Below are 20,432 nucleotides of genomic sequence, written 5' to 3' on the forward strand. Positions count from 1 at the left end.
CGATCTGAACGACCCCATGGACGACAGCAGCGATCTCTTTTCCGCAATGCCCCAGAAGCCGAAGCCGGCGGACGCGCCTTCGCGCGAGCCTGCGCCACCTGCCGGCGCCGAAGCACCGCGCCCTGCACCAAGGAGCAGCGACGGCAGCGACTACGACGCCTCGGCGATCGAAGTGCTCGAAGGGCTGGAGCCCGTCCGGCGTCGTCCGGGCATGTATATCGGCGGCACGGACGAAAAGGCGCTGCATCATCTCTTCGCCGAAGTCATCGACAACTCGATGGACGAAGCGGTCGCGGGACACGCGAATTTCATCGAGGTCAACCTTGATGCAGAGGGCTTCCTGACCGTGACCGACAACGGCCGCGGCATCCCGGTCGAAAACCACCCGAAATTCCCTAACAAGTCGACGCTTGAAGTGGTGATGACGGTACTGCACGCCGGCGGCAAGTTCGACGGCAAGGCCTACGAAACCTCCGGCGGTCTGCATGGCGTTGGCGTTTCCGTCGTCAACGCGCTGTCGGACTCGCTCGAGGTCGAGGTCGCACGCAATCGCAAGCTCTACCGCCAGCGCTTTTCGCGGGGGATCCCCCAGGGAGGCCTCGAGGACCTTGGAGACGTTCACAATCGTCGCGGCACGAAAGTGCGCTTCCATCCGGATCCACAGATCTTCGGCCCGCACGCGCATTTCGAGCCGGCGCGGCTCTTCCGCATGGCCCGCTCCAAGGCCTATCTCTTCGGCGGCGTCGAAATCCGTTGGTCCTGCGATCCATCGCTGTTGCCGGAAGGTTCGGAGATCCCGGACAAGGCGGTCTTCCATTTCCCGGGCGGCCTCAAGGACTATCTCGCCGCGACGCTCGGCAAGGAGTTCACCGTCACGCGCGAGATCTTCGCCGGCAAGTCGGAAAAATCCGGCGGCCACGGTTCGCTTGAATGGGCCGTCACCTGGTATGGCGGCGACCAGCAGGTCCACTCCTACTGCAACACGATCCCGACCCCGGAAGGCGGAACGCATGAGGCGGGCTTCCGCATTGCGCTCACCAAGGGGCTCAAGAACTATGCTGAGCTGACCCAGAACAAGCGCGCGGCGATCATCACCACGGACGACGTGATGATCTCGGCGGCCGGCATGCTCTCGGTCTTCATCCGCGAGCCGGAATTCGTCGGCCAGACCAAGGACAAGCTGGCGACCGTCGAAGCACAGCGCATCGTCGAAAACGCGCTGCGCGATCCTTTCGACCACTATCTCGCCGACAATCCGGCAGAAGCCGCAAAGCTTCTCGACTGGGTGGTCGAGCGCGCCGAGGAGCGTGTTCGCAGGCGTAAGGAAAAGGAAGTCAACCGCAAGACGGCGGTGCGCAAGCTGCGTCTGCCGGGCAAGCTCGCCGACTGCTCGCAGAATACGGCCGAGGGTGCCGAACTCTTCATCGTCGAGGGCGATTCGGCGGGCGGGTCGGCCAAGCAGGCGCGCAACCGCGCGAACCAGGCCATCCTGCCGCTCCGAGGCAAGATCCTGAACGTCGCCAGCGCCGGGCGCGAAAAGCTTAGCGCCAACCAGCAGATCGCCGATCTGATCCAGGCGCTCGGCTGCGGCACGCGATCGAAATATCGGGAAGAGGACCTGCGCTACGAGCGCGTTGTTATCATGACCGACGCCGACGTCGATGGAGCGCACATCGCGTCGCTGCTCATCACATTCTTCTACCAGGAGATGCCGGAACTCATCCGTGGCGGTCACCTCTACCTCGCAGTCCCGCCGCTCTATCGCCTCAGCCAAGGTTCGAAGACGTTCTATGCGCGCGACGATGCGCACCGCGAAGAGCTGATGCGCACGGAGTTCAACGGCCGCGGCAAGGTTGAAATCGGGCGGTTCAAGGGTCTCGGCGAGATGTTGCCGGCGCAGCTCAAGGAAACGACCATGGATCCGGCGAACCGGACGCTGCTTAAGGTCGAGATCGACGATGTGGATTTCGAGGGCACGCGCGAGGCCGTCGACAATCTCATGGGAACCAAGGCCGACGCCCGCTTCCGTTTCATCCAGGAACGCGCCGTTTTCGCCGACAACCTGGACATCTAGGGCAATTCTACAGCGTGCCTTGCGCGTCTGATAAGATGCGCGGCGCTGGAGGAAAGGTGTGGAACGGTTTTCCTGGAATTTCTTTAGGCCGCCTGCCGGACCGGCTTCTCCATGAACAGGCTCAGAGGATCGGGCAGATAGCTCCCGAACGGCGGACGTTCCACGTAGCCGAACGCCTTGTAGAGGCCGATCGCCTCTGGCTGGTAGATGCCTGTCTCAAGCCGGATTGCGACAAGTCCGATTGTCTCGGCTTTGGCTTCAAGGGCTGCAAGCAGATGCCTGCCGATCTTGAGGCCCCTCGCTTCGGGATCGACGAACATCCGCTTGATTTCAGCCGTGCCGTCGCCGGCTTCCACGAGCGCGCAGCAACCGACGACTTCACCATCGCGCCGCGCGACGAAAAAGGAAACTGTTGGCTTCTCCAGCGTGGAGAGATCGACAAGGTGGTTGCTTTCGGCAGGGTAAAGCGATGCCGCGTAGGCATCGGACAATTCGAGCAGACGGACGACGGCCGGCTGGCGGGGGCTTTCCTCGGCAATAGTGACAGCGGTCAATTTTAATTCCTCGACAGAAGTCTTGCGTACGATGCGTGGCAATGGATAGCGCCGCATGTCGAACTGTCCAATACGACAAATGGCGCAGGCTTGCGGGTTGAAGATCTCAAAACCGGTAACAGGCGGAAACAATTTTTTCCGCCGCCGTAATAACTTTGCCCTACTCCGGAAGGAATCGGTCAGTCATAACAACCACCGCAGCCTGCTGAAAAACCGGAGAGACCATGAAAGCCGCACTCATCGTCATGACCATCCTCGGCTGCGACGACAACGTCAGCCAGTGCCACTATATCTCGACCGTCAACGGCAGCTGGCAGTCGATTGCCCATTGCGATACGGAATCCCAGCAGGAGCTGCCCAAGTTTTCCAACAACAACTATCCGGTCGTCGTTGCCGTATGCGAGACCTCGGGACCGGATATGATGGCATCGACCGTCCCTCAACCGGATAGTGCCGCCGCCCCGCAGCAGACGGCCGTGTTGCCGCCGCAAACGACAGCGCAACCGCAGCCGAACGAGGCGAAACCGGGTATGCCGAAGCGCGCTTTGGCGTTGCTCAGCGGTGCAGTGCCGGATCGAGAGAGGCTAAAGGCAATCGTCAGCGCGCCCGTCCACTACATCGAGGATGGTTATTCCTGGGTCGCACGTCGTTTCGGAGACTGATCCTTTCAGCCTCAATCCGCAGCCGAACAGCTCAAGCCGCGTGCCGCGCAGCCAACAGCGCATAGTTACGAGCCGTTTGCCGCTGCTCGGTGAAGGCGAGACGTTCCACGAGCTCGGCCATCGCACTCAAGGCTGCCGAAGGCCTCGGCTGGCGGCGAATCAAGGAAAGCAGGGCAGCGGCGACCGATTGCGGTGTGCCATCCGCGGCTGTACCCAAGTCCCTTCGCCAGAGAAGCACGGCTTCCGCGAAAGCTTCGCTCACGTCCCGACCAAGCCCGGCACTTTCGAACAGCGCGCGGATCGGATGGACGCGGCCACCGGATAGGATCGCACGTACGCGCTTTTCTGCGACACCTGAAAGGTCGACGATAGCGGCGGAGAAGAATTCTGTTCTCCCGCTGCAAAGCGCGTGCAGGAGGAAAGCTGGAGTCAGGCGACCTGCCTCGCGCAGATGGGCGGCGAGTTCGGGCAACTCCATTTGCGAGGCCGCCTCGATGATGACGAGGGCGGCCGTGTCGCAGGCCTCTCGGGCGACGCGCTGCACCCGCCCTTCCCCCATCGCGGCCTGCACGAGCCCGCAAAGTGTGAGCGCCGTGCCGACCTTCTCGACAAGCGCATGGCGGGCCTCGCTCGGCAGGTCGGCGCGGCCCAGCAGCCGATCGCGCACGGCCGCCACATGACCAAGACGATTGGCAATCCTCTTAAGCGACCAGCGCGTCAGCATTGCGCCTTCGTTCTCAAGCAGGATCAACACCTCTTCCTCGCCGCCGATTTCGGCGATAGCCGCCGCGACGGAGCGGGACACGATGTTGCGCGCGGCTATCAAAGCGCGCGTCTCGGCCGTTCCCCGCGCTGCTAAATCAACGAGGTCTTCATCGGTCAGTACCGGCGAACGGGAAATGGCGACATAGGCGATCTCGGGCTGGTCTTCCGCGAGCGCCACGATAATGGCACGCGGAACCGTGGAGCAATCGGCAAGCGCCTCGACCAAAGAGCGCCGCACCTTCGGCGAAGGATCGTCGAGCAGAAAGGTCATCGCCATTTCAGCGGCGCGCCGGTCGATGCCGTTCGTCTCGGCTTCGATATAGGCGCGGCCCAGTGCACTTGCGGCGCGGGCGCGATCGCTCGTTCTCGCCGTTTCCGCCCAGCGAAGAAATGCTTGTATGATCACCTATGCCCCACTAGACACCGAACAGCCCCAATGTTCGAAGCCTAGCGGTCAAAGGTTTAAGATTGGTTCACCATGTCTGTTAACCGCCAGCAAGCCATGAAGCCGCTGCTCTATCTGCCGGCATCCGCGCCGCTCCCGGAGGCGGATATTCTCGGTGCGGTTCAAGCCATCGTCTTCGACGCAACCGATGGCAACGGCGTACGGGACATGGCTCCAGAAATGCCCCCCGCCCGTGCGGCCTCGTGGCTCCGCCTCGTCCGCGTCGGACCGGTCGAGAACATCACCGAGGCGGATCTCGACAGGGTCCTTGCGTCGGAGATCGACGGCATCGTGCTTGCAGGATGTCGTGGGCCGGCCGATGTCCAGAAACTGGATGTGCTGTTGAGGGTTAGCGAATCGATCGCCGGTATCGCGGCGGGGAGCGTAGCAATTCTGGCGGAATATGCGACGACGCCGCAAAGCGTGTTGTCTCCCCACTCGCTGCAGGGAGCGTCGCCACGCCTCAAGGGGCTCATCTTCAGCGCGGCATTGCTCGCCGAATCCGCCGGCTGCGCCCTGCCCGCCGAGGAATTGGACACGGCACCGGTGATTGTCGCCGGCCGCGCTGCTGCGGTGCTCAGGGCACGCGAAGCCGGTATTGCAGCCTATGACATGCTGCCGGGGGACGCGAACGACGAGGCCGCCGTCAGACGATATTGCGCGACGAGTGCGAGAAACGGCTTTTCAGCCATGGTCGCACAGTCGCCGCGGCAGGTCGCCCTGCTCGATGTGTCGGCCCCGCCGTCCGCTCGCCCCGCTGCCGGCGGCGATCGATGAGTCGGCACTGCGGGCAGACAGCGTCAGCGCTTGGGGCGCACCATTTCGAAGACGTCGCCGCCGTCGCAGTAATCCATGTATCCAAGCCGAGCGAGCGGCCGGACAATCGTCGGATCAAACCGGCCGTCGCGTATAGCTTCTTCACGGATATGAATGCCCACGACCTCGCCGAAGACGACGTAGTTCTCGGAGGCCACGCCATCGAGGCCCTTGGGCCGGAATATTTCCGTCATCCTACACTCGAGCGCCGCAAAAGCCTCGCCGACGAAGGGCGCCTTAACAAGCGTGCCCTCGACCGACGTCAGACCTGCGATCTCGAACTCGCTTTCACCATGCGGTGCGGCAACTGAAGTCAGATTGACGGCGGCACTGAGGTTGCGGCTGGCAAAGCTTGCGGTGAACTCGCCAGTCTCCTCGATGTTGCGCACGGAATCCTTGTAAGTGCTCGAGGAGAACATCACGAGCTTCGGGCGATCGCTGATCGCGTTGAAGAAAGAATAGGGCGCGAGGTTCTGCGAGCCGTCCGCGGCGCGTGTGCCGATCCAGCCGATCGGCCGCGGCGACACGATGGCCTTGAAGGGATCGTGCGGCAGGCCATGCCGGTTCGCGGCCGTGTCGTAGAACATCAGGTTTCTTCCCCGACCCAGGTAACGATATCGGCGAGTTCCGGCCGCGGGCGCTCGGTCGGCGGTACCATGGCCGTGCCGATATGAATGAAGCCGGCAACCCTTTCGCCCGGCTCGACGCCAAGCAATGGATAGGCTCTGTCGTCGTAGGCGAACCATTCGGTCAACCAATTGGACGCATAGCCGAATGCATTCGCGGCCATCAGCAGGTTGAGGCAGACCGCGCCTGCCGACATCAACTGCTCCCATTCGGGAATCTTGAAATGCGGCGCTGCCCTGCTGACCACGGCAACGACGACCGGCGCACGCGTCAGCCGCGTTTCCTCGACCTTGATCATCTCAGCGGACAGATCCGGCTTGGCCGCTAGCGCCAGTTTCTTCAGTTCACCACTGATCCGCGCCCGCTCCTCTCCGCGATAGACGATGAAGCGCCACGGTGCGAGCTTGCCGTGGTCCGGCACACGCGAAGCGAGTTTCAGCATCTCCTCGACCTCCGCCTTGCTCGGCCCGGGAGGGCCCATCTGGAAGGCGGGGATGGACCTGCGCGAAGCGAGGTAATCGACAAGTTTTATTTCGGTTTTCATATTGCCTGATTTCCACTAATTTGCCGCCGGACCGACAGCCACGAAAATGCCATACCGGCGTCTCAAGTGGAGTCACCCAGTTAGGAAGTCAACTGTTCTCATGCGCGTCCGTCATCGTATTTTTCCGAGTACCGTCGTGGCGATCATGCTCGTGAGTGTTGGTGCCGGACATGCGCTCGCAGAAGATCCGACCGACGCCTTCAAGAGCTTCCCGTCGATTACCGGCACTCGAAAAATGCCGAAGCTCACAAGTTTCAACCCGCTGATTTCCGACCCGACCCAAACCGGTGAAATCAAGGACGTGAAGCTCGAGGCGTTGCTGACCGCGAAAGGGCAACCGGTCGAATCAGGCCTGACGTGGCGCGTCTTTAGCCCGATTCCCGGCAGCGACGGAAAGCTGCCGCTGCTCGCCACATCCGAGGGCGGCTCGACAGCCTTCAACCTCGTGCCCGGCGAATATTTCGTCAATGTCGCGTTCGGCCGAGCCGGCGCCACCCGCAAGATTCGCGTTCCCGAACAAGGCGCGCTCGACAAGCAGGTACTGGTGCTTGATGCCGGCGGCGTCACGCTCAATGCCGTTTCCGGCAGTGACGTCCGCATCCCGCCGAACGAGCTCAGCTTTTCGATCTTTTCCTCCGACGTGAAGGAAGACGGAGAGCGCGCCCTCATCGTCGCCGACGTCAAGCCCAACACTGTCATCCGGCTCAATGCCGGCACCTATCACGTCGTCTCCGATTACGGCTCGGTCAATGCCGTGATCCGCGCCGACATTCAGGTGGAAGCCGGCAAATTGACTGAAGCGACGATCCAGCATCGCGCGGCGAAACTGACATTGAAGCTCGTGTCGGAGGCGGGCGGCGAAGCGATCGCCGATACGGCCTGGTCGATCCTCACCTCCTCAGGCGACGTCGTCAGCGAAAGTGTCGGCGCATTTCCGACGCTCGTTCTCGCCGAGGGCGGCTACACCGCCGTGGCGCGCAACAAAGACAAGATCTATCAGCGCGATTTCACCGTGAAGGCCGGCGTCAACACCGATGTGGAAGTGCTGCTGAACGGGAACGACGCGGCCGATACGACCGCGGAAGCGCAAGACTGACGCGAACGGACGCCCTGCTGTTGCTAACAGTAATTTGCTGACGCAACGTCACCCGGCGCGCTTTAGGAGACTGCGGCGCGGTGGCGCCATCGAGAATACGGCGTCGTAGATCCGGGCAAGCAGTTCCTTGCGATCGCCATGGGCGCACAATTCTTCCCAGGCAAGGACACGGCCGATGCGAGCGGCAATCGTCGTGCCCGAGAGCCGCCTGAATTCGCGGATCAGCAATGAAATCCTCAGTGTCAGCGACACCTTGCTGGCGAGATGAAAGAGCCGCCCGTTCTGCCCCTCGAAGTAGATCGGAATGACGCTTGCCCGGGCAGCCTGGATCAGTTTCGCCGGAAACATCTTCCACGGCAGGTCCTCGGCTTTGCCGAAACCTGTCTTCGCCGTCGCAACGCCGCCGGCAGGGAACACGACGATCGTGACCCCTTCCTTCAACAGCCGCACCGCCTCGTGCCGCGTCGTCATGTTGAGCGCCAACGCCTCCTTGGTCTCCTGGAACGATACGGGGAGCGAATAGGGTGCCATCTCCGGCACCTTGAGGAGTTCGTTGTGGATCAACACCCGGAACGGGCGCCCGAGTTGTTCGGCCAGAGAAAGAACCGCAATGCCATCGCCGATGCCGAAGGGGTGATTGGCGACAATGACGAGCGGCGTGTCGGGCAAGTGGCGCGGCGGCCATTCTTCCTGGACGCGCATGCGCACGTCGATCAATTGCAACATGTCGCCGAAGACACGATCGCTCTTGCCGACGATATCGGCGCGCCAACGCGCATAGAGCCTGGCGTAGCGGTTGCGACCGGACAGGCCCTCGACGGAGCGAATGAACCAGCGCTTCAGGCGCGGGTCATTCTCATTCGCATAGGACAATTCTTTGAACTGCACGGAAGCCAGCTTCATCCCTTGCCCGCCTCAACATAGGAGGGCCACAATCCGGATAGTCCCGGAACATTACAGTTTTCTGACAGGACGAAGGTCCCGGGGCGTCAGCCCCGGGCTTTCTTTTCCGCCTTGCGCTTGAGATCCGGTGCCATCGCTTCCGCCGAGAGCGACGCGATCGCTTCATCGAGCGACATTGCGGTCTGCGCCTGCGAGCCGAGGCGACGGATGTTGACCGAACGCTCTTCCGCCTCCCGCTTGCCGCAGACGACGATCACGGGCACCTTCGTCACCGAGTGCTCACGGACCTTGTAGTTGATCTTCTCGTTGCGGAAGTCCGTTTCCACGGTAAGTCCCGCCTCACGCAGAAGCGCTGCAACCTCGCCGCCGTATTCGTCGGCTTCGGACGTGATCGTAGCGACCACCACCTGCAACGGCGAGATCCAGAGCGGCATGTGACCGGCGAAGTTTTCGATCAGGATGCCGAGGAAACGTTCCATCGAGCCACAAATGGCCCGGTGGATCATCACCGGCTGGCGCTTTTCCGAATCCCTGTCGATGTAGAAGGCACCGAACCGCTCCGGCAGGTTGAAGTCGACCTGAGTCGTTCCGCACTGCCATTCACGACCGATGGCGTCCTTAAGCGTGTATTCGAACTTCGGGCCGTAGAACGCGCCCTCGCCGGGCATGATGCCTGTCTTGATGCGGCCTTCGGACTGCGCCTCGATCGTCTTCAGCACGTCCGTCATCACGGCCTCGGCACGATCCCAGAGTGCGTCGGAGCCGACGCGCTTGTCCGGCCGCGTCGACAGCTTGACGACGATTTCCTTGAAGCCAAAGTCCTCGTAGACCGACAGGATGAGGTCGTTGATACGCAGGCATTCGGCCGCCATCTGCTCGTCTGTGCAGAAGACATGCGCATCGTCCTGCGTGAAGCCGCGCACGCGCATGAGGCCGTGAAGCGCGCCCGACGGTTCGTAACGGTGGACGTTGCCGAACTCGGCGAGCCGGACCGGCAATTCGCGGTAGGACTTCAGGCCGTGCTTGAAGATCTGGATGTGACCCGGGCAGTTCATTGGCTTCAATGCAAAGACGCGGTCGTCGTCCGTCTCGTCGCCGGCAACGGTCACCTTGAACATGTTGTCGCGATACCAGCCCCAGTGGCCCGAGGTCTCCCACAGCGACTTGTCCAGCACCTGCGGCGCGTTGACTTCCTGATAGGTGTTGGCCAGTCGACGGCGCATATAGGCGACGAGCGTCTGGAACATGCGCCAGCCCTTGCCGTGCCAGAAGACGACGCCGGGGCCCTCCTCCTGGAAATGGAAGAGATCCATCTCACGGCCGAGGCGGCGATGGTCGCGCTTTTCGGCTTCGGCAAGCACGTGCAGATATTGATCGAGCTCTTCCTGCGTCTGCCATGCGGTGCCGTAGATGCGCGTCAGCATCGGATTGTTGCTGTCGCCGCGCCAGTAGGCGCCGGCCACCTTCATCAGCTTGAAGGCCGTACCGATCTGGCCCGTCGAGGCCATGTGCGGTCCGCGGCAAAGGTCGAACCAGTCGCCCTGGTAGTAGATCTTGAGGTCCTGGCCTTCGGGAATCGCGTCGACGAGCTCGACTTTGTAGTTCTCGCCCTTGGCGGCAAAGACCTCCTTCGCCTTCTCGCGCGACCAGATCTCCTTGGTGAAGGGTTTGTTGCGCGCGATGATTTCCTTCATCTTCTTCTCGATGACAGGCAGGTCGTCGGGTGTGAAGGGTTCATTCTTGGCGAAATCGTAATAGAAGCCGTTATCGATGACAGGGCCGATGGTCACCTGCGTTCCCGGCCACAGTTCCTGCACCGCCTCGGCCATGACGTGGGCGGCGTCGTGGCGGATAAGCTCGAGCGAGCGCTTGTCGTCGCGCGTGACGATCTCGATTCGGCCATCGGTCACGGTGTCCGAAAGGTCGCGCAGCTCGCCATCGAGCGCGATCGCGACAGCCTTCTTGGCGAGCGATCTGGAAATCGACTCGGCCACATCGCGACCGGTCGTGCCGGCAGCAAATTCGCGAACGGAGCCATCAGGAAATGTAAGGGAAACGGTATGCGACATCATGATCTCCTATCCAGTCCCGCCAACGAATGCGGGTGGTATGGTTGCCGACTTCTGCATGAATGCAGCCGCCGATTATCGACGCGCGCCTGATAAATGTTTTTGACGGTCGAGTAAAGAAGCGGCACATAGCGCCGCGCGTCTTATCAGACGGGCAAAGGACGCTGTGGCACTTTGAATGGCTGCATGTTTTTTCCTTAGGCCGGCTACGATTAGAGCCCTTCAGGGTTAAATGGAAGCAGTTCTGCCGGAGCAGGTTTTCGTCAGGGCAGAGGCGATCGGCGAAGGGGCGTACCCGGATGTACGTCCGAGCCGATCGCCTCTGAGCCTGGCGGAAAGATGCCCGGCCCTTCGGGTTGGCTGAAACGGGCCGCCTGATCGGCCGGCCGGCTTGGCCGTACGCTTTGGCTACGCCGCGCGCCGGCCGGTCGACCATCCGACTCCGTTTGAGCCAACAGAACTGTTTCCATTTAACCCTGAAGGGCTCTAAGGAAACATGCGGCGGTCAACCGGACAGCATGTCGCGCAGACCGCGCACTGTGTTCCAGTTGCGGAACGTACCGACGCCCAGCCGCTTGGTGGTCAGGACGCCAAGCAGCTTCGACTCGCTGGCCTTTCCACTAAAATCCACCCAGAGGTCGCCGCCGACGATTTCCATGCGCTCACCCTGCGAACAATAGCCGCTGAACATTTCGAGCACTTCGGCGTGAAGCGGGGAGCGCATCACCCGAACATGGACACGCGTCGGATCTGCCTCGCTTTCAGCGGGAAACGGATTGCCGGCGGCAAGCTTCCGCCAATCCTCCCCGCACCGCGCGATAATGTCGACGTGGCGACCAAACGTCACGGCAAACGCCGATTCCAGCTCGGTTTCGATGTCGGCAAGAGGTCTCTCGGGCGCGTCGAATACAAGGTTGCCGGTCGCGACAAGAGTGCGTGGTCCAAGATAGCCGAGCCGCTCCGCCATGGCCCGTAGGTCAGTCATGACGACACGCCGCTTGTCCCCAAGGATAATGCTATAGAGCAAGGCCACATAGCTCTTCATCCTGCCGCCGTCCTGTCACGCCCGCCAGAAATCGGTCGCACCTGCGGGCAGCCGCGCCAGAACGCGATCCAGCGTCGCTTCATCAACGTTCCGACGCAACGCCGCCGCAACATCAGCGATTGCGGTATCCGGAGAAAGGTTGTGATCGGGGCGGAGCGATTGCACTTCTCGCGTCATCGCAAAGCGGCCGGCGAAGGGCATCTGCGGCTCTTCCAGATCCCAGTCGGCGACAAACATCGCCCGAAGCACCGGCGGCAAGACATTTGCGAAAAGCAGCGCGTCGGGAACATCGAGGCGCCGGCGGAAAGTCTGCAGGACCGCCTGCACCATGGTATAGGCCTGATTGGTGGTTTCAAGACCGGCAATATCGCGCACGTCCAGGATAAACCGGTCGAAATCGGCAGAGGCCTGCCGGTATTCCATTGGTATCGTCACGGCAGCCGGCCCTCCTTTCGTCTAGCGCCAATAGCGCCATGGCGCATACCAGATCTGGCCTGATGTCAGCTCTTCCGGCACCGGATCGAAGCCATGGGTCCCGCCAGGACCGCATCGCGCCAGGCGAAAGAGCGTCATCCAGCCCCCGGCCCAGAGGCCGTGGCGGGCAATCGCCTCAAACCCGTATTCCGAGCAGGTCGGCAGATGCCGACAGGAGTTGCCGATGTAGCTCGACAGCGTCAGCTGATAGGCACGAATAAGGGCCATGCCAAAGAGCCGCCCCGGCGTCTTGCGAAACGGGCCGGACCAGTTGCGCCCCTTGGTGCGAACCGCCGGGCGGAAAGCATGATCGTGATGAGGCTCAGCGCACATTGCTCAGACCGCGGCTGCAAGCCGCCTTGCTTCTATCTGGCCTATGGCGTCGACCACTGCATCGAAGGTGAGCATGGTCGAGGCGTGGCGCGCCTTGTAGTCCCGAACGGGTCTCAGGAAACGCATGTCCTCGAAGCGGCCTAACGGGCCTTCGCCATCCGCCTTCAACATGGCCAGCATGTCCTCTCGGGCTCTACGGATTTCACCGGCGTTCGCACCGACGACATGGCGCGCCATGATCGAGGATGATGCCTGCCCAAGGGCGCACGCTTTGACGTCATGGGCAAAGTCGGTCACGACGTCGCCCTCCATCTTCAGCCAGATCCTTACTTTCGAGCCGCACAGCTTCGAATGGGCCGCCGCTTCGGCGTCAGCGTCCGCCAACATCCCGATACGAGGGATGTTGCCAGCGAATTCGAGAATCCTGTTGTTGTAGATGTCATCCATCATTTGACGCGATCCGGCTCATTTTTCGCGGTTTTGGGTAATTGGCGCATGATTTTCTCCGGTACACAGGAAAAAAGCACCGCACTGCACATTCGGCCTCTTTCATCCATGTGGCACCATACTATATGCTATGTCGTGTTGGGGCGACAGTTCCGCAAGGGAACATCAAGTCGCCTGTTGTTTGGGAAACCGTGCCGGACGGTCCAGTGCACTGCTAAGCCAGGACCCGAAAGCCCCGGAGCCCGCCAACGGAACCCAAGCCTGCAGGGTTAGGCGTATGGCCAGTGGCGAGTTGTCCGAAAGATAAAACGTCAGCAATCCCGTATTGCTTAAAGGGGCCATTATGGACGCCATAGTGAAGAATTTTCCTTTGCTCGACGATACGAGCGGCCGACCGACCCAGAAGGAGGCCGAGGAAGCCGTTCGCGTGCTGCTCAGGTGGGCGGGCGACGATCCGGAACGCGAGGGTCTTAAAGATACACCGGCGCGTGTCGTCAAGGCGTACAAGGAACTGTTCGGCGGCTACGAGCTCGCGGCAGAAGATGTACTCGGACGGACCTTCGAGGAAGTCGCCGGCTACGACGACATGGTGCTGGTGAAGGACATTCCGTTCTTCTCCCACTGCGAGCATCACATGGTGCCGATCATCGGCAAGGCGCATGTCGCCTATATGCCGAATGGGCGTGTGCTCGGCCTTTCCAAGATTGCCCGCGTCGTCGACATCTATGCCCGCCGGCTGCAGACGCAGGAGACCATGACGGCACAGATCGCCAAGGCCATCGACGAAACGCTCGCCCCGCGTGGCGTTGCCGTGATGATCGAGGCGGAGCATATGTGCATGGCGATGCGCGGCGTTCAGAAGCAGGGCTCGACAACGCTGACGACGACATTTACCGGTAGTTTCCAAACCGATCCGGCCGAACAGGCTCGTTTCATGACCATGCTGCGGGGCTTCAAGTAAGCTCTGCTGCATGTTTCCTTAATCGCAGTCGAGATAAGGATAAAACATGCAGCAATCAAAGTGCTACAGCGTCCTTTGCGCGTCTGATAAGACGCGCGGCGCTGTAGCCAAGGAGCTTAAATTGTGACGCTCACCTTCGACGCCCCCTCGGAAGACAAGGCCGTGTTGGAGACCGGGCCGGCCTTTACCCCCCGCTTCGACGAGAAAGGACTCGTTACCGCGGTCGTCACCGATGCGCGCGACGGCGAGTTGTTGATGGTCGCCCATATGAACGCCGAGGCGCTGGCACTGACCATTGAAACCGGCGTTGCGCACTATTACAGCCGCTCGCGCAAGGGACTGTGGAAGAAAGGCGAGAGTTCCGGCAACCTGCAGACCGTCCAGGAAATACGCACCGATTGCGATCAGGACGCCATTTGGCTGAAGGTGTCGGTGGCCGGCCACGACGCCACATGCCACACAGGCCGCCGCTCTTGCTTTTACCGCACGGTCGGCGTCGAAGAGGGCAAAGCCACAGTGACGATCACGGACAACCAACGACACTTCGATCCGGCAACGGTTTACAGCAAAAATTAAGCATCTGCGTTTTCTTGGTTTAACCACGTGCTATATTTATTTTTTGGCAACCAAACGGGCGCCTAATCATTAATTAAGAAAGCGGTTACCGTCGAAACTGCGGCTGAGCGAAAAGTGTTGCAGGCTGTATCTAATTTTTATCGCTCCCGCCGAAATTGATGACGGGAACGGTGGTATATCTCAATTTGGGTGCCAGTCTTTCAGCGATGAATTCGAACAAGACGGCACCATCGCCGGCTTGGCAGGGGCCTCCCACCAGACGCGCGCACTTGGTAGTTTATTCGGCGATGTTGGAGGTGCCGGATGTTGAACTGGACATTCACGCGTAGCAACCAGATTACCGACCTATCCGGCCCGGATGGATCTTCGCTCACGACTGCTCCCCCAGCGCCAACTCCCCAACCCCCGAGACCGAAGATCGCCATAGCCTTGGGCGGTGGCGCAGCGCGCGGCTGGGCGCATATCGGAGTGCTGCGCGCACTCGATGAGGAAGGTATCGAAGTGGGCATGATTGCCGGCACGTCGATCGGCGCCCTCGTGGGCGGCTGTTACCTCGCCGGCAAACTGGACGAACTGGAGGCCTTCGCCCGCTCTCTCACCATGCGGCGCATTGCCGGCCTGCTCGATTTTGCAATCGGCGGCGGCGGTCTGTTCGGCGGTCTGCGACTGACCAAACGCATGCAGGAACACCTAAAGGGCATCAACATCGAGGAACTCGATCGCCCCTTCATTGCGGTCGCCACCGAGGTACACAGCGGCCATGAGGTTTGGATCGAGAAGGGTTCACTTATAACCGCTATCCGCGCGTCCTATGCGCTTCCCGGCATTTTCGAGCCGATCAGCGCCAATGGTAGGGTCCTCGTCGATGGCGCTTTGGTCAACCCGGTTCCGGTTTCGGTTTGTCGCGCTTACGAGCAGCAACTCGTCGTCGCGGTCAACCTCAACTACGATCTCTATGGACGCTCGGCCGTCGTCAAGCACAGCGCCGGCGTGGAAGCAGTGGATGCGCAAATCAAGGATGGCTATTCTGCGCGGCTCGGCATGACCAGCGTCATGGTGCAGGCCTTCAATATCATCCAGGACCGAATTTCACGCGCCCGGCTTGCCGGCGATCCACCGGATCTCGCCCTTCATCCAAAGCTCAATGACATAGGTCTTTCAGAATTTCATCGCGCCGGCGAAGCGATCGACCGTGGCTATCACGAAGCGAAGGCGAAGCTCGCAGAAATCCGCCGCATGCAGGAAGTGCTGGTGCGTTAAATGCATGGAGCATGCAGGCCGATCCTTTTATCTTGATTGCTGCGGAGCGTCTCAAGTCATTAAGGACAGGGGTGCGGGGACCAACGGGCTTGATTGCGGAAGTTGCGCCCTGCTGCATGTGAAGGGCGGCATCGCACCGCCCTTCCCCTTTAGCCTGCGATATAAGCCTTGATCTGTTCGGTCTCGTGCTCCATTGCGCGGATATGGTGCTTCACCACGTCACCGATGGAAACGATGCCGGCCAGACGACCTTCCTTCTCCACCGGCAAGTGGCGTGCACGCAGCTTGCTCATCATTTCCATCAGCGTAGCAATGGACATTTCCTCGCGGCAGCAATAGACGTTCTGCCACATCACGGAGGAAACTGGACTGTCGAGACAGGTGGCACCGTGTTTGGCGATCGAAGCCACGATATCACGCTCCGTCAGAATGCCGACGATTTGATCGTCCGGATCGACAACGACGACCGCCCCGATACGATTGTCATGTAGAAAGGTCGCAGCCTGATGAACTGTCACATTCGGCGTGACAGTCACGACGTTGTGGCCTTTTTCGTTGAGAATCGCTCTTACTGACATCCACACATCTCCCGTTACACTACGCCGGGCCGGTGGGAAAAGGCTCTGGCCGTCTCTTGTGCTTGCAGCGCCGCGCGTCACTTCAGATTGCTTGATGGTCGCTGTAACACCCCGAGCCTCTGCACAGACAAGGATCTATGCAGAGTTGCCGCAGGAACCCGCCCCAATATCCGATGTCGGCCACTAGCGCTCGCGCCTCTCCCGCACGAGACCAGGCCGACACCCAGCCTTGCACGCTCGCCCTCAAGGCGACCGCAGGGAATGGTGCTCCAGCGACTTTTTGAAATCAAGCCTTGTCACTCGGCGGACAGGGTCCGTCAGGTATCACATTTGTGAATCCGCTTTGAAACAATTCGGGATCATAAATGTGACTGCTTTTCGTGGGTTAGGACATCAGCGAGAAACTGGCACCTATTTCCTTATCCTGTTCGATACGTCGCGGCATGCGGGCGGAAGGCGTGACCCGCTTTGTCTCGTTCCTCCCGGCCCAGACTCGGTAAGGTCGGAGTTCCCTACCCTTGGTCGCGCGGATCAAAGAACCCGAACAGGAGAAAGCCGAAGAGGAAGCCGCCGATATGCGCTTCCCAGGCGACAGTTCCCGCGCTGCCAACGGAAAACATGCCGAGCCCGACCAGAAAATTGGTCAGGAACCAGATGCCGGTGAAGACCAGCACCGAGCGATTGGCAAGCGTTTCGGTTAGCGAAAGCCGCCGGTTGAGATGCGCGAACTGGCGGCTGATGCGGCCGCTTGGCGAGAAGACGAACCGCGCGGCCGCCCCCATGAAACCGGAAACGACCCCCGAGGCCCCGACCACGACGACGATCTCACCCCAATGAAATACCGTGTGCAAGGCGACGGCGGCGGCAGCCGAAAGGCACCAGAACACGGCCAGACGCACCATGCCGATGCGCCGCACGACCGGCGCCCCGAAAGCGACCATCCAGAAGATGTTGAAGATGAGATGGTCCCAACTCCCGTGCAGAAACGAATAGGTGACCGGCGTCCAGAGCCAAACCAGTCCTTGTTCCGAAAGCGGGAGGGTGTAACGAACAGGCAGGAAGGCGAAATTCAGGATCAGCTCCTGATCTGCAGCCGCCGACAGGAGATAGGTTCTCAATGCGTGAACGGCGATGAGAAAAAAGAGGATACCAGTTAGCCCCGCCGGCAGATTGAAGGCAGGTTCGCGGCCGCGGGCCGTGTCGCTGTCGGCATCCGTTTCCGCTGGTGTCACTGCCTGATCTCGTTCCATGCCTGCTCTCTTCCATCGCTGCTGCGCGTTCGCGATCAGGTTTTACGGAGGTACCGCCACCGGATAGCGCGAAGGCATAAGCAAACAAAAAAAGACCGTCCAGTAAAAACTGAACGGCCGGTGAGCCCTTATACCGAGCTCCAATTGCGTGCTGAAGGCAAACCTTCGTGAAGTGATGTCATTTAAGTGCCAGCAGGTGGCGCCGAACGCAATCGAAACCGACTGTTAACCTTAATATCGGCGTGGCACGAAAATCGCTCCGCAATTCCTGAAATCGAAGAAGCCGCGCCGCTGTGCCAATAAGGAGCAGTGGGAGCCGGATCGACGGAATGAATGGGCCATCATGCGCAGCAAAACAACGACAGAGCTGTTCCAATATTGGAACGCATTGCGGGGTGAACGGGACCTCCCCCGCCGCGACGAGATCGAACCTCAAGAAATTTGTGCGCTGCTGCCAAGCCTGTTCATCCTTGAACAGCAGCCAAGCGGCGACATCCGCTTCCGGCTCGCCGGCACCCATGTCTGCGCTCTTTTCGGTCGAGAATTGCGTGGCCAGCCATTTGGCGCGCTGTGGTCCGCCGGCGAAGCGGGCGAAGCCATTCGGATCGCTGATCAGGTAATGACACAACGCTCGCTTGCCGCGCTTTCCGCCTGTGGTCTGACGGCAGGCGGCGATCGACTGGAGACCGAGTTGCTGCTCACGCCGCTCGGGTCGCCGCAGGGTGACAGCGACCGCATCCTCGGTTCCCTTGCACCACTGTCACGCCCTTCTTGGCTGCATATGACGCCCGTTGAATGCCTTGTCGCACAAGGCCTACAAATTCTAGGCAGCGGGCGCGGCGGTCGTTCGGACATGGCTGAGGCTTCCCATGCAGTCGATGCCAAAACGCATCGTGAAGAAATCGGCCGCAAGATCCAGCACCTGCGCATCTTCGAAGGCGGAAGGGAACGCTGAGCCCGGAGGAGGCAGCCAGCCGCTGGCGAACCTTCTATTAACCGAGACCGCCTATACTTTCACAGGCAAGGATACTTCGATCGCAGAGTGACCATGTTCTCGTTTCAGCACGCACAAAACACCGGCCCGAAGCCGCACCAGGAAAGTGCCTTTCAGCGCGTTTCGGTAAACCTTTCGGGACGGCTGATGCTTGCCAATCGCGATGAATTTGATTGCACCGCAGTCGACATGTCGCCAGGAGACGTGCTCTTTTCCTCGCCCGCCCGCCCACGGGCCGGCGAGCGGATCGTCGCCTATGTAGAGCACGTCGGACGTCTCGAGGGCACCGTGTCGCGGCTCGCGGAGCACGCATTCGTCATCCAGCTCAACGCGACCGAGCGAAAGCGCGAGAAGCTGGCGGCGCAGCTCACCTGGATCGCCAACAAGCACGAGCTCGGACTGCCGGAGGACCGGCGCCATGACCGCCTCATACCGCGCAAGGCTCTGACGGAGCTCACGCTCGGCACGGGCGACAAATACGCTTGTCGCATTATCGACCTCTCCCTCTCCGGCGCCGCGATCGACATCGAAACCCGGCCCGCGATCGGAACCCCCGTCAAACTCGGCAACATGAAGGGCAGGATCGTCCGGCACTTCCAGGAAGGCGTGGCGGTCGAATTCTCCGGCATTCAGTCTCGCGAAACACTGGCCGAATTCCTTTGAGCCGTCGCCCGTAAGCCCGACGACTGCCCGCGCCCAATCTTTTGATATTGCCCCGGATTCACTCCGACTCCGCCATGCGCATCAAGGGCGGCGGCGGCCGGCGAATAGCCTTTTCATGCGATCACAATCATTCACCGGCGACTAAGGCGCGCATCCTTGTAGGCGTCGCTTGCGGCCGAGACGAGCCATCGTGAACACGATGAGCCGGCGCTAGCACGGCGCCCCTGGCATGACCGTCGAGCGCTTCTGAAATATTTTCGGAGGAATTTCCCGCGCCATGCCCCTCCGAGCTCAGAATTTGGCGTAAATCCCGGTTCTAACAGTCGCTATCCACGATCTCAGATTTCCGCAACTCGCCCAGGTCATTGACACAACCGCTCCAGCCACGATCTGGCTTTTCGCTTTAAATTACCGTTGTTTTTCAGAACGATAACAATCTTGCATCGCTCCCTTCTGGTCTCCGCACGGTGAAATTTCATTAAAATTTGAATCAAATTTTATTCTTATTTGATCTGCTTTTTATTCTTATTTTCTGCGCATACTATTCTTATTTGTACTTGTTTTTACCTCGCTTCTTCGCCGCGGATAAAAAACTCTGTGCCATTGTCGAACCATAACGGGGAGACAAAAATGCACAAAGCCATCACCAAGACGATTGCGGTCGCAGCCCTTTTCGTCGGTTTCCTGACCGAGGCAGCCCTCGCCCTTCCGGCGAACATCGCGGTGGGCGGCACCACCAATCCGCCGATCGGTCACTACGAATTTTGCAAGCGCAATCCGTCCGAATGCACCGCCAATGGAACCGATGGCGGCCCGATGGTTCTGACCCGCGAGGGATGGCAGAAAATTCTCGAGATCAACTATGAGGTCAACCAGGCCGTGACCCCGATGACGGATATGGAGATCCATGGCGTCGAGGAAGAATGGTCCTATCCGGACACCATCGGCGACTGCGAGGACTATGTGCTCCTCAAGCGTCGCAAGTTGATCGAGCGCGGCTTTTCTCCCGCCGATCTGTTGATAACCGTCGTGCTGCAGCCGAACGGCGACGGCCATGCGGTTCTGACGGTACGCACCGACCGCGGCGACTTCATACTCGACAACATGCGCAGCAAGATACTTAGCTGGTCGGAGACCGAATACACCTTCCTGAAGCGGCAGTCCTCCGAAAATGCCGGGCGCTGGGTGAAACTGCAGGACGGCCGCGCCGTTGCAGTCGGCAGCGTAAAGACGCAGTAGAGGCGCTTTATCGAGAAACCCGTCCACTGATGACATCTATCGGGCTTCGGTCAGTTC

General features: G+C 60.5%; 22 protein-coding genes. 10 read left to right on the forward strand and 12 right to left on the reverse strand.

Annotated elements, in window-relative coordinates:
* Positions 1–16: 16 nt before the first annotated feature.
* A complete protein-coding gene (gene parE / locus PZN02_RS18405; protein WP_280659359.1) occupies positions 17–2,074 on the forward strand; it encodes a DNA topoisomerase IV subunit B in 2,058 nt (685 codons plus the stop codon).
* A gap of 83 nt (positions 2,075–2,157) precedes the next feature.
* Here parE and PZN02_RS18410 read toward each other — a convergent pair whose 3' ends face one another.
* Entirely contained in the window at positions 2,158–2,628 is a 471-nt protein-coding gene (locus PZN02_RS18410; protein WP_280659360.1) for a GNAT family N-acetyltransferase, read from the reverse strand.
* A gap of 224 nt (positions 2,629–2,852) precedes the next feature.
* Between PZN02_RS18410 and PZN02_RS18415 the strand changes: the two genes are divergently transcribed.
* A complete protein-coding gene (locus PZN02_RS18415) occupies positions 2,853–3,290 on the forward strand; it encodes a hypothetical protein (RefSeq protein WP_280659361.1) in 438 nt (145 codons plus the stop codon).
* Positions 3,291–3,321: 31 nt separating this feature from the next.
* Here the strand turns inward: PZN02_RS18415 and PZN02_RS18420 are convergent, their stop codons facing one another.
* Positions 3,322–4,461 carry a DUF2336 domain-containing protein gene (locus PZN02_RS18420; RefSeq protein ID WP_280659363.1) on the reverse strand — a complete coding sequence of 380 codons (1,140 nt, stop codon included), beginning with the start codon at positions 4,459–4,461 and terminating at the stop codon, positions 3,322–3,324.
* A 72-nt stretch (positions 4,462–4,533) separates the two neighbouring features.
* Here PZN02_RS18420 and PZN02_RS18425 point away from each other — a divergent pair, with 72 nt between their 5' ends.
* A complete protein-coding gene (locus PZN02_RS18425; RefSeq protein ID WP_280659365.1) occupies positions 4,534–5,277 on the forward strand; it encodes an aldolase/citrate lyase family protein in 744 nt (247 codons plus the stop codon).
* A 23-nt stretch (positions 5,278–5,300) separates the two neighbouring features.
* Here the strand turns inward: PZN02_RS18425 and PZN02_RS18430 are convergent, their stop codons facing one another.
* Both PZN02_RS18430 and PZN02_RS18435 read right to left on the reverse strand, forming a co-directional pair.
* Entirely contained in the window at positions 5,301–5,903 is a 603-nt protein-coding gene (locus PZN02_RS18430; RefSeq protein ID WP_280659366.1) for a flavin reductase family protein, read from the reverse strand.
* Complete coding sequence (locus tag PZN02_RS18435; protein ID WP_280659367.1) at positions 5,903–6,487, reverse strand: nitroreductase family protein; 585 nt, start codon at positions 6,485–6,487, stop codon at positions 5,903–5,905. Before PZN02_RS18435 ends, PZN02_RS18430 begins: the two co-directional genes overlap by 1 nt.
* Before the next feature lie 100 nt (positions 6,488–6,587).
* On the opposite strand from PZN02_RS18435, the gene PZN02_RS18440 reads away from it, so the two are divergent.
* Positions 6,588–7,583 carry a hypothetical protein gene (locus tag PZN02_RS18440; RefSeq protein WP_280659368.1) on the forward strand — a complete coding sequence of 332 codons (996 nt, stop codon included), beginning with the start codon at positions 6,588–6,590 and terminating at the stop codon, positions 7,581–7,583.
* A gap of 48 nt (positions 7,584–7,631) precedes the next feature.
* Here the strand turns inward: PZN02_RS18440 and PZN02_RS18445 are convergent, their stop codons facing one another.
* From PZN02_RS18445 to PZN02_RS18470, 6 genes are all read right to left on the reverse strand, one after another.
* Complete coding sequence (locus PZN02_RS18445; RefSeq protein WP_280661544.1) at positions 7,632–8,471, reverse strand: lysophospholipid acyltransferase family protein; 840 nt, start codon at positions 8,469–8,471, stop codon at positions 7,632–7,634.
* Between the two features lie 101 nt (positions 8,472–8,572).
* On the reverse strand, positions 8,573–10,555 hold the full coding sequence (thrS, locus tag PZN02_RS18450; protein ID WP_280661545.1) for a threonine--tRNA ligase: 1,983 nt from the start codon (positions 10,553–10,555) through the stop codon (positions 8,573–8,575).
* A gap of 505 nt (positions 10,556–11,060) precedes the next feature.
* Positions 11,061–11,600: a DUF1697 domain-containing protein gene (locus PZN02_RS18455; RefSeq protein WP_280659369.1), complete on the reverse strand. Its 540-nt coding sequence runs from the start codon at positions 11,598–11,600 to the stop codon at positions 11,061–11,063.
* A gap of 15 nt (positions 11,601–11,615) precedes the next feature.
* Positions 11,616–12,023, reverse strand: a complete 408-nt coding sequence (locus PZN02_RS18460) for a DUF2267 domain-containing protein (RefSeq protein WP_280661546.1) — start codon at positions 12,021–12,023, stop codon at positions 11,616–11,618.
* Between the two features lie 33 nt (positions 12,024–12,056).
* Positions 12,057–12,407, reverse strand: coding sequence for a membrane protein insertion efficiency factor YidD (yidD, locus tag PZN02_RS18465; RefSeq protein WP_280659370.1), 351 nt, complete (start codon positions 12,405–12,407; stop codon positions 12,057–12,059).
* Positions 12,408–12,410: 3 nt separating this feature from the next.
* Entirely contained in the window at positions 12,411–12,857 is a 447-nt protein-coding gene (locus PZN02_RS18470; RefSeq protein ID WP_280659371.1) for an iron-sulfur cluster assembly scaffold protein, read from the reverse strand.
* A gap of 340 nt (positions 12,858–13,197) precedes the next feature.
* Between PZN02_RS18470 and folE the strand changes: the two genes are divergently transcribed.
* The 3 genes from folE (at position 13,198) to PZN02_RS18485 (ending at position 15,651) form a co-directional block, all read left to right on the forward strand.
* A complete protein-coding gene (folE, locus tag PZN02_RS18475; RefSeq protein WP_280659372.1) occupies positions 13,198–13,815 on the forward strand; it encodes a GTP cyclohydrolase I FolE in 618 nt (205 codons plus the stop codon).
* Positions 13,816–13,938: 123 nt separating this feature from the next.
* A complete protein-coding gene (gene hisI / locus PZN02_RS18480; protein ID WP_280659373.1) occupies positions 13,939–14,391 on the forward strand; it encodes a phosphoribosyl-AMP cyclohydrolase in 453 nt (150 codons plus the stop codon).
* A gap of 303 nt (positions 14,392–14,694) precedes the next feature.
* Positions 14,695–15,651, forward strand: a complete 957-nt coding sequence (locus PZN02_RS18485) for a patatin-like phospholipase family protein (protein WP_280659374.1) — start codon at positions 14,695–14,697, stop codon at positions 15,649–15,651.
* A gap of 149 nt (positions 15,652–15,800) precedes the next feature.
* Here PZN02_RS18485 and PZN02_RS18490 read toward each other — a convergent pair whose 3' ends face one another.
* Positions 15,801–16,229 carry a CBS domain-containing protein gene (locus tag PZN02_RS18490; RefSeq protein WP_280659375.1) on the reverse strand — a complete coding sequence of 143 codons (429 nt, stop codon included), beginning with the start codon at positions 16,227–16,229 and terminating at the stop codon, positions 15,801–15,803.
* 512 nt (positions 16,230–16,741) lie between these two features.
* Positions 16,742–17,479, reverse strand: a complete 738-nt coding sequence (locus PZN02_RS18495) for a rhomboid family intramembrane serine protease (protein WP_280659376.1) — start codon at positions 17,477–17,479, stop codon at positions 16,742–16,744.
* 343 nt (positions 17,480–17,822) lie between these two features.
* Between PZN02_RS18495 and PZN02_RS18500 the strand changes: the two genes are divergently transcribed.
* The 3 genes from PZN02_RS18500 (at position 17,823) to PZN02_RS18510 (ending at position 20,375) form a co-directional block, all read left to right on the forward strand.
* On the forward strand, positions 17,823–18,434 hold the full coding sequence (locus PZN02_RS18500) for a PAS domain-containing protein (protein ID WP_280659377.1): 612 nt from the start codon (positions 17,823–17,825) through the stop codon (positions 18,432–18,434).
* Between the two features lie 93 nt (positions 18,435–18,527).
* Complete coding sequence (locus PZN02_RS18505) at positions 18,528–19,136, forward strand: PilZ domain-containing protein (protein WP_280659378.1); 609 nt, start codon at positions 18,528–18,530, stop codon at positions 19,134–19,136.
* 630 nt (positions 19,137–19,766) lie between these two features.
* The gene (locus PZN02_RS18510; protein WP_280659379.1) at positions 19,767–20,375 is read left to right on the forward strand and encodes a transglutaminase-like cysteine peptidase; all 609 of its coding nucleotides are present in this window, start codon (positions 19,767–19,769) and stop codon (positions 20,373–20,375) included.
* Positions 20,376–20,432 lie beyond the last annotated feature (57 nt).

Source organism: Sinorhizobium garamanticum (assembly GCF_029892065.1).
GTDB lineage: Bacteria > Pseudomonadota > Alphaproteobacteria > Rhizobiales > Rhizobiaceae > Sinorhizobium > Sinorhizobium garamanticum.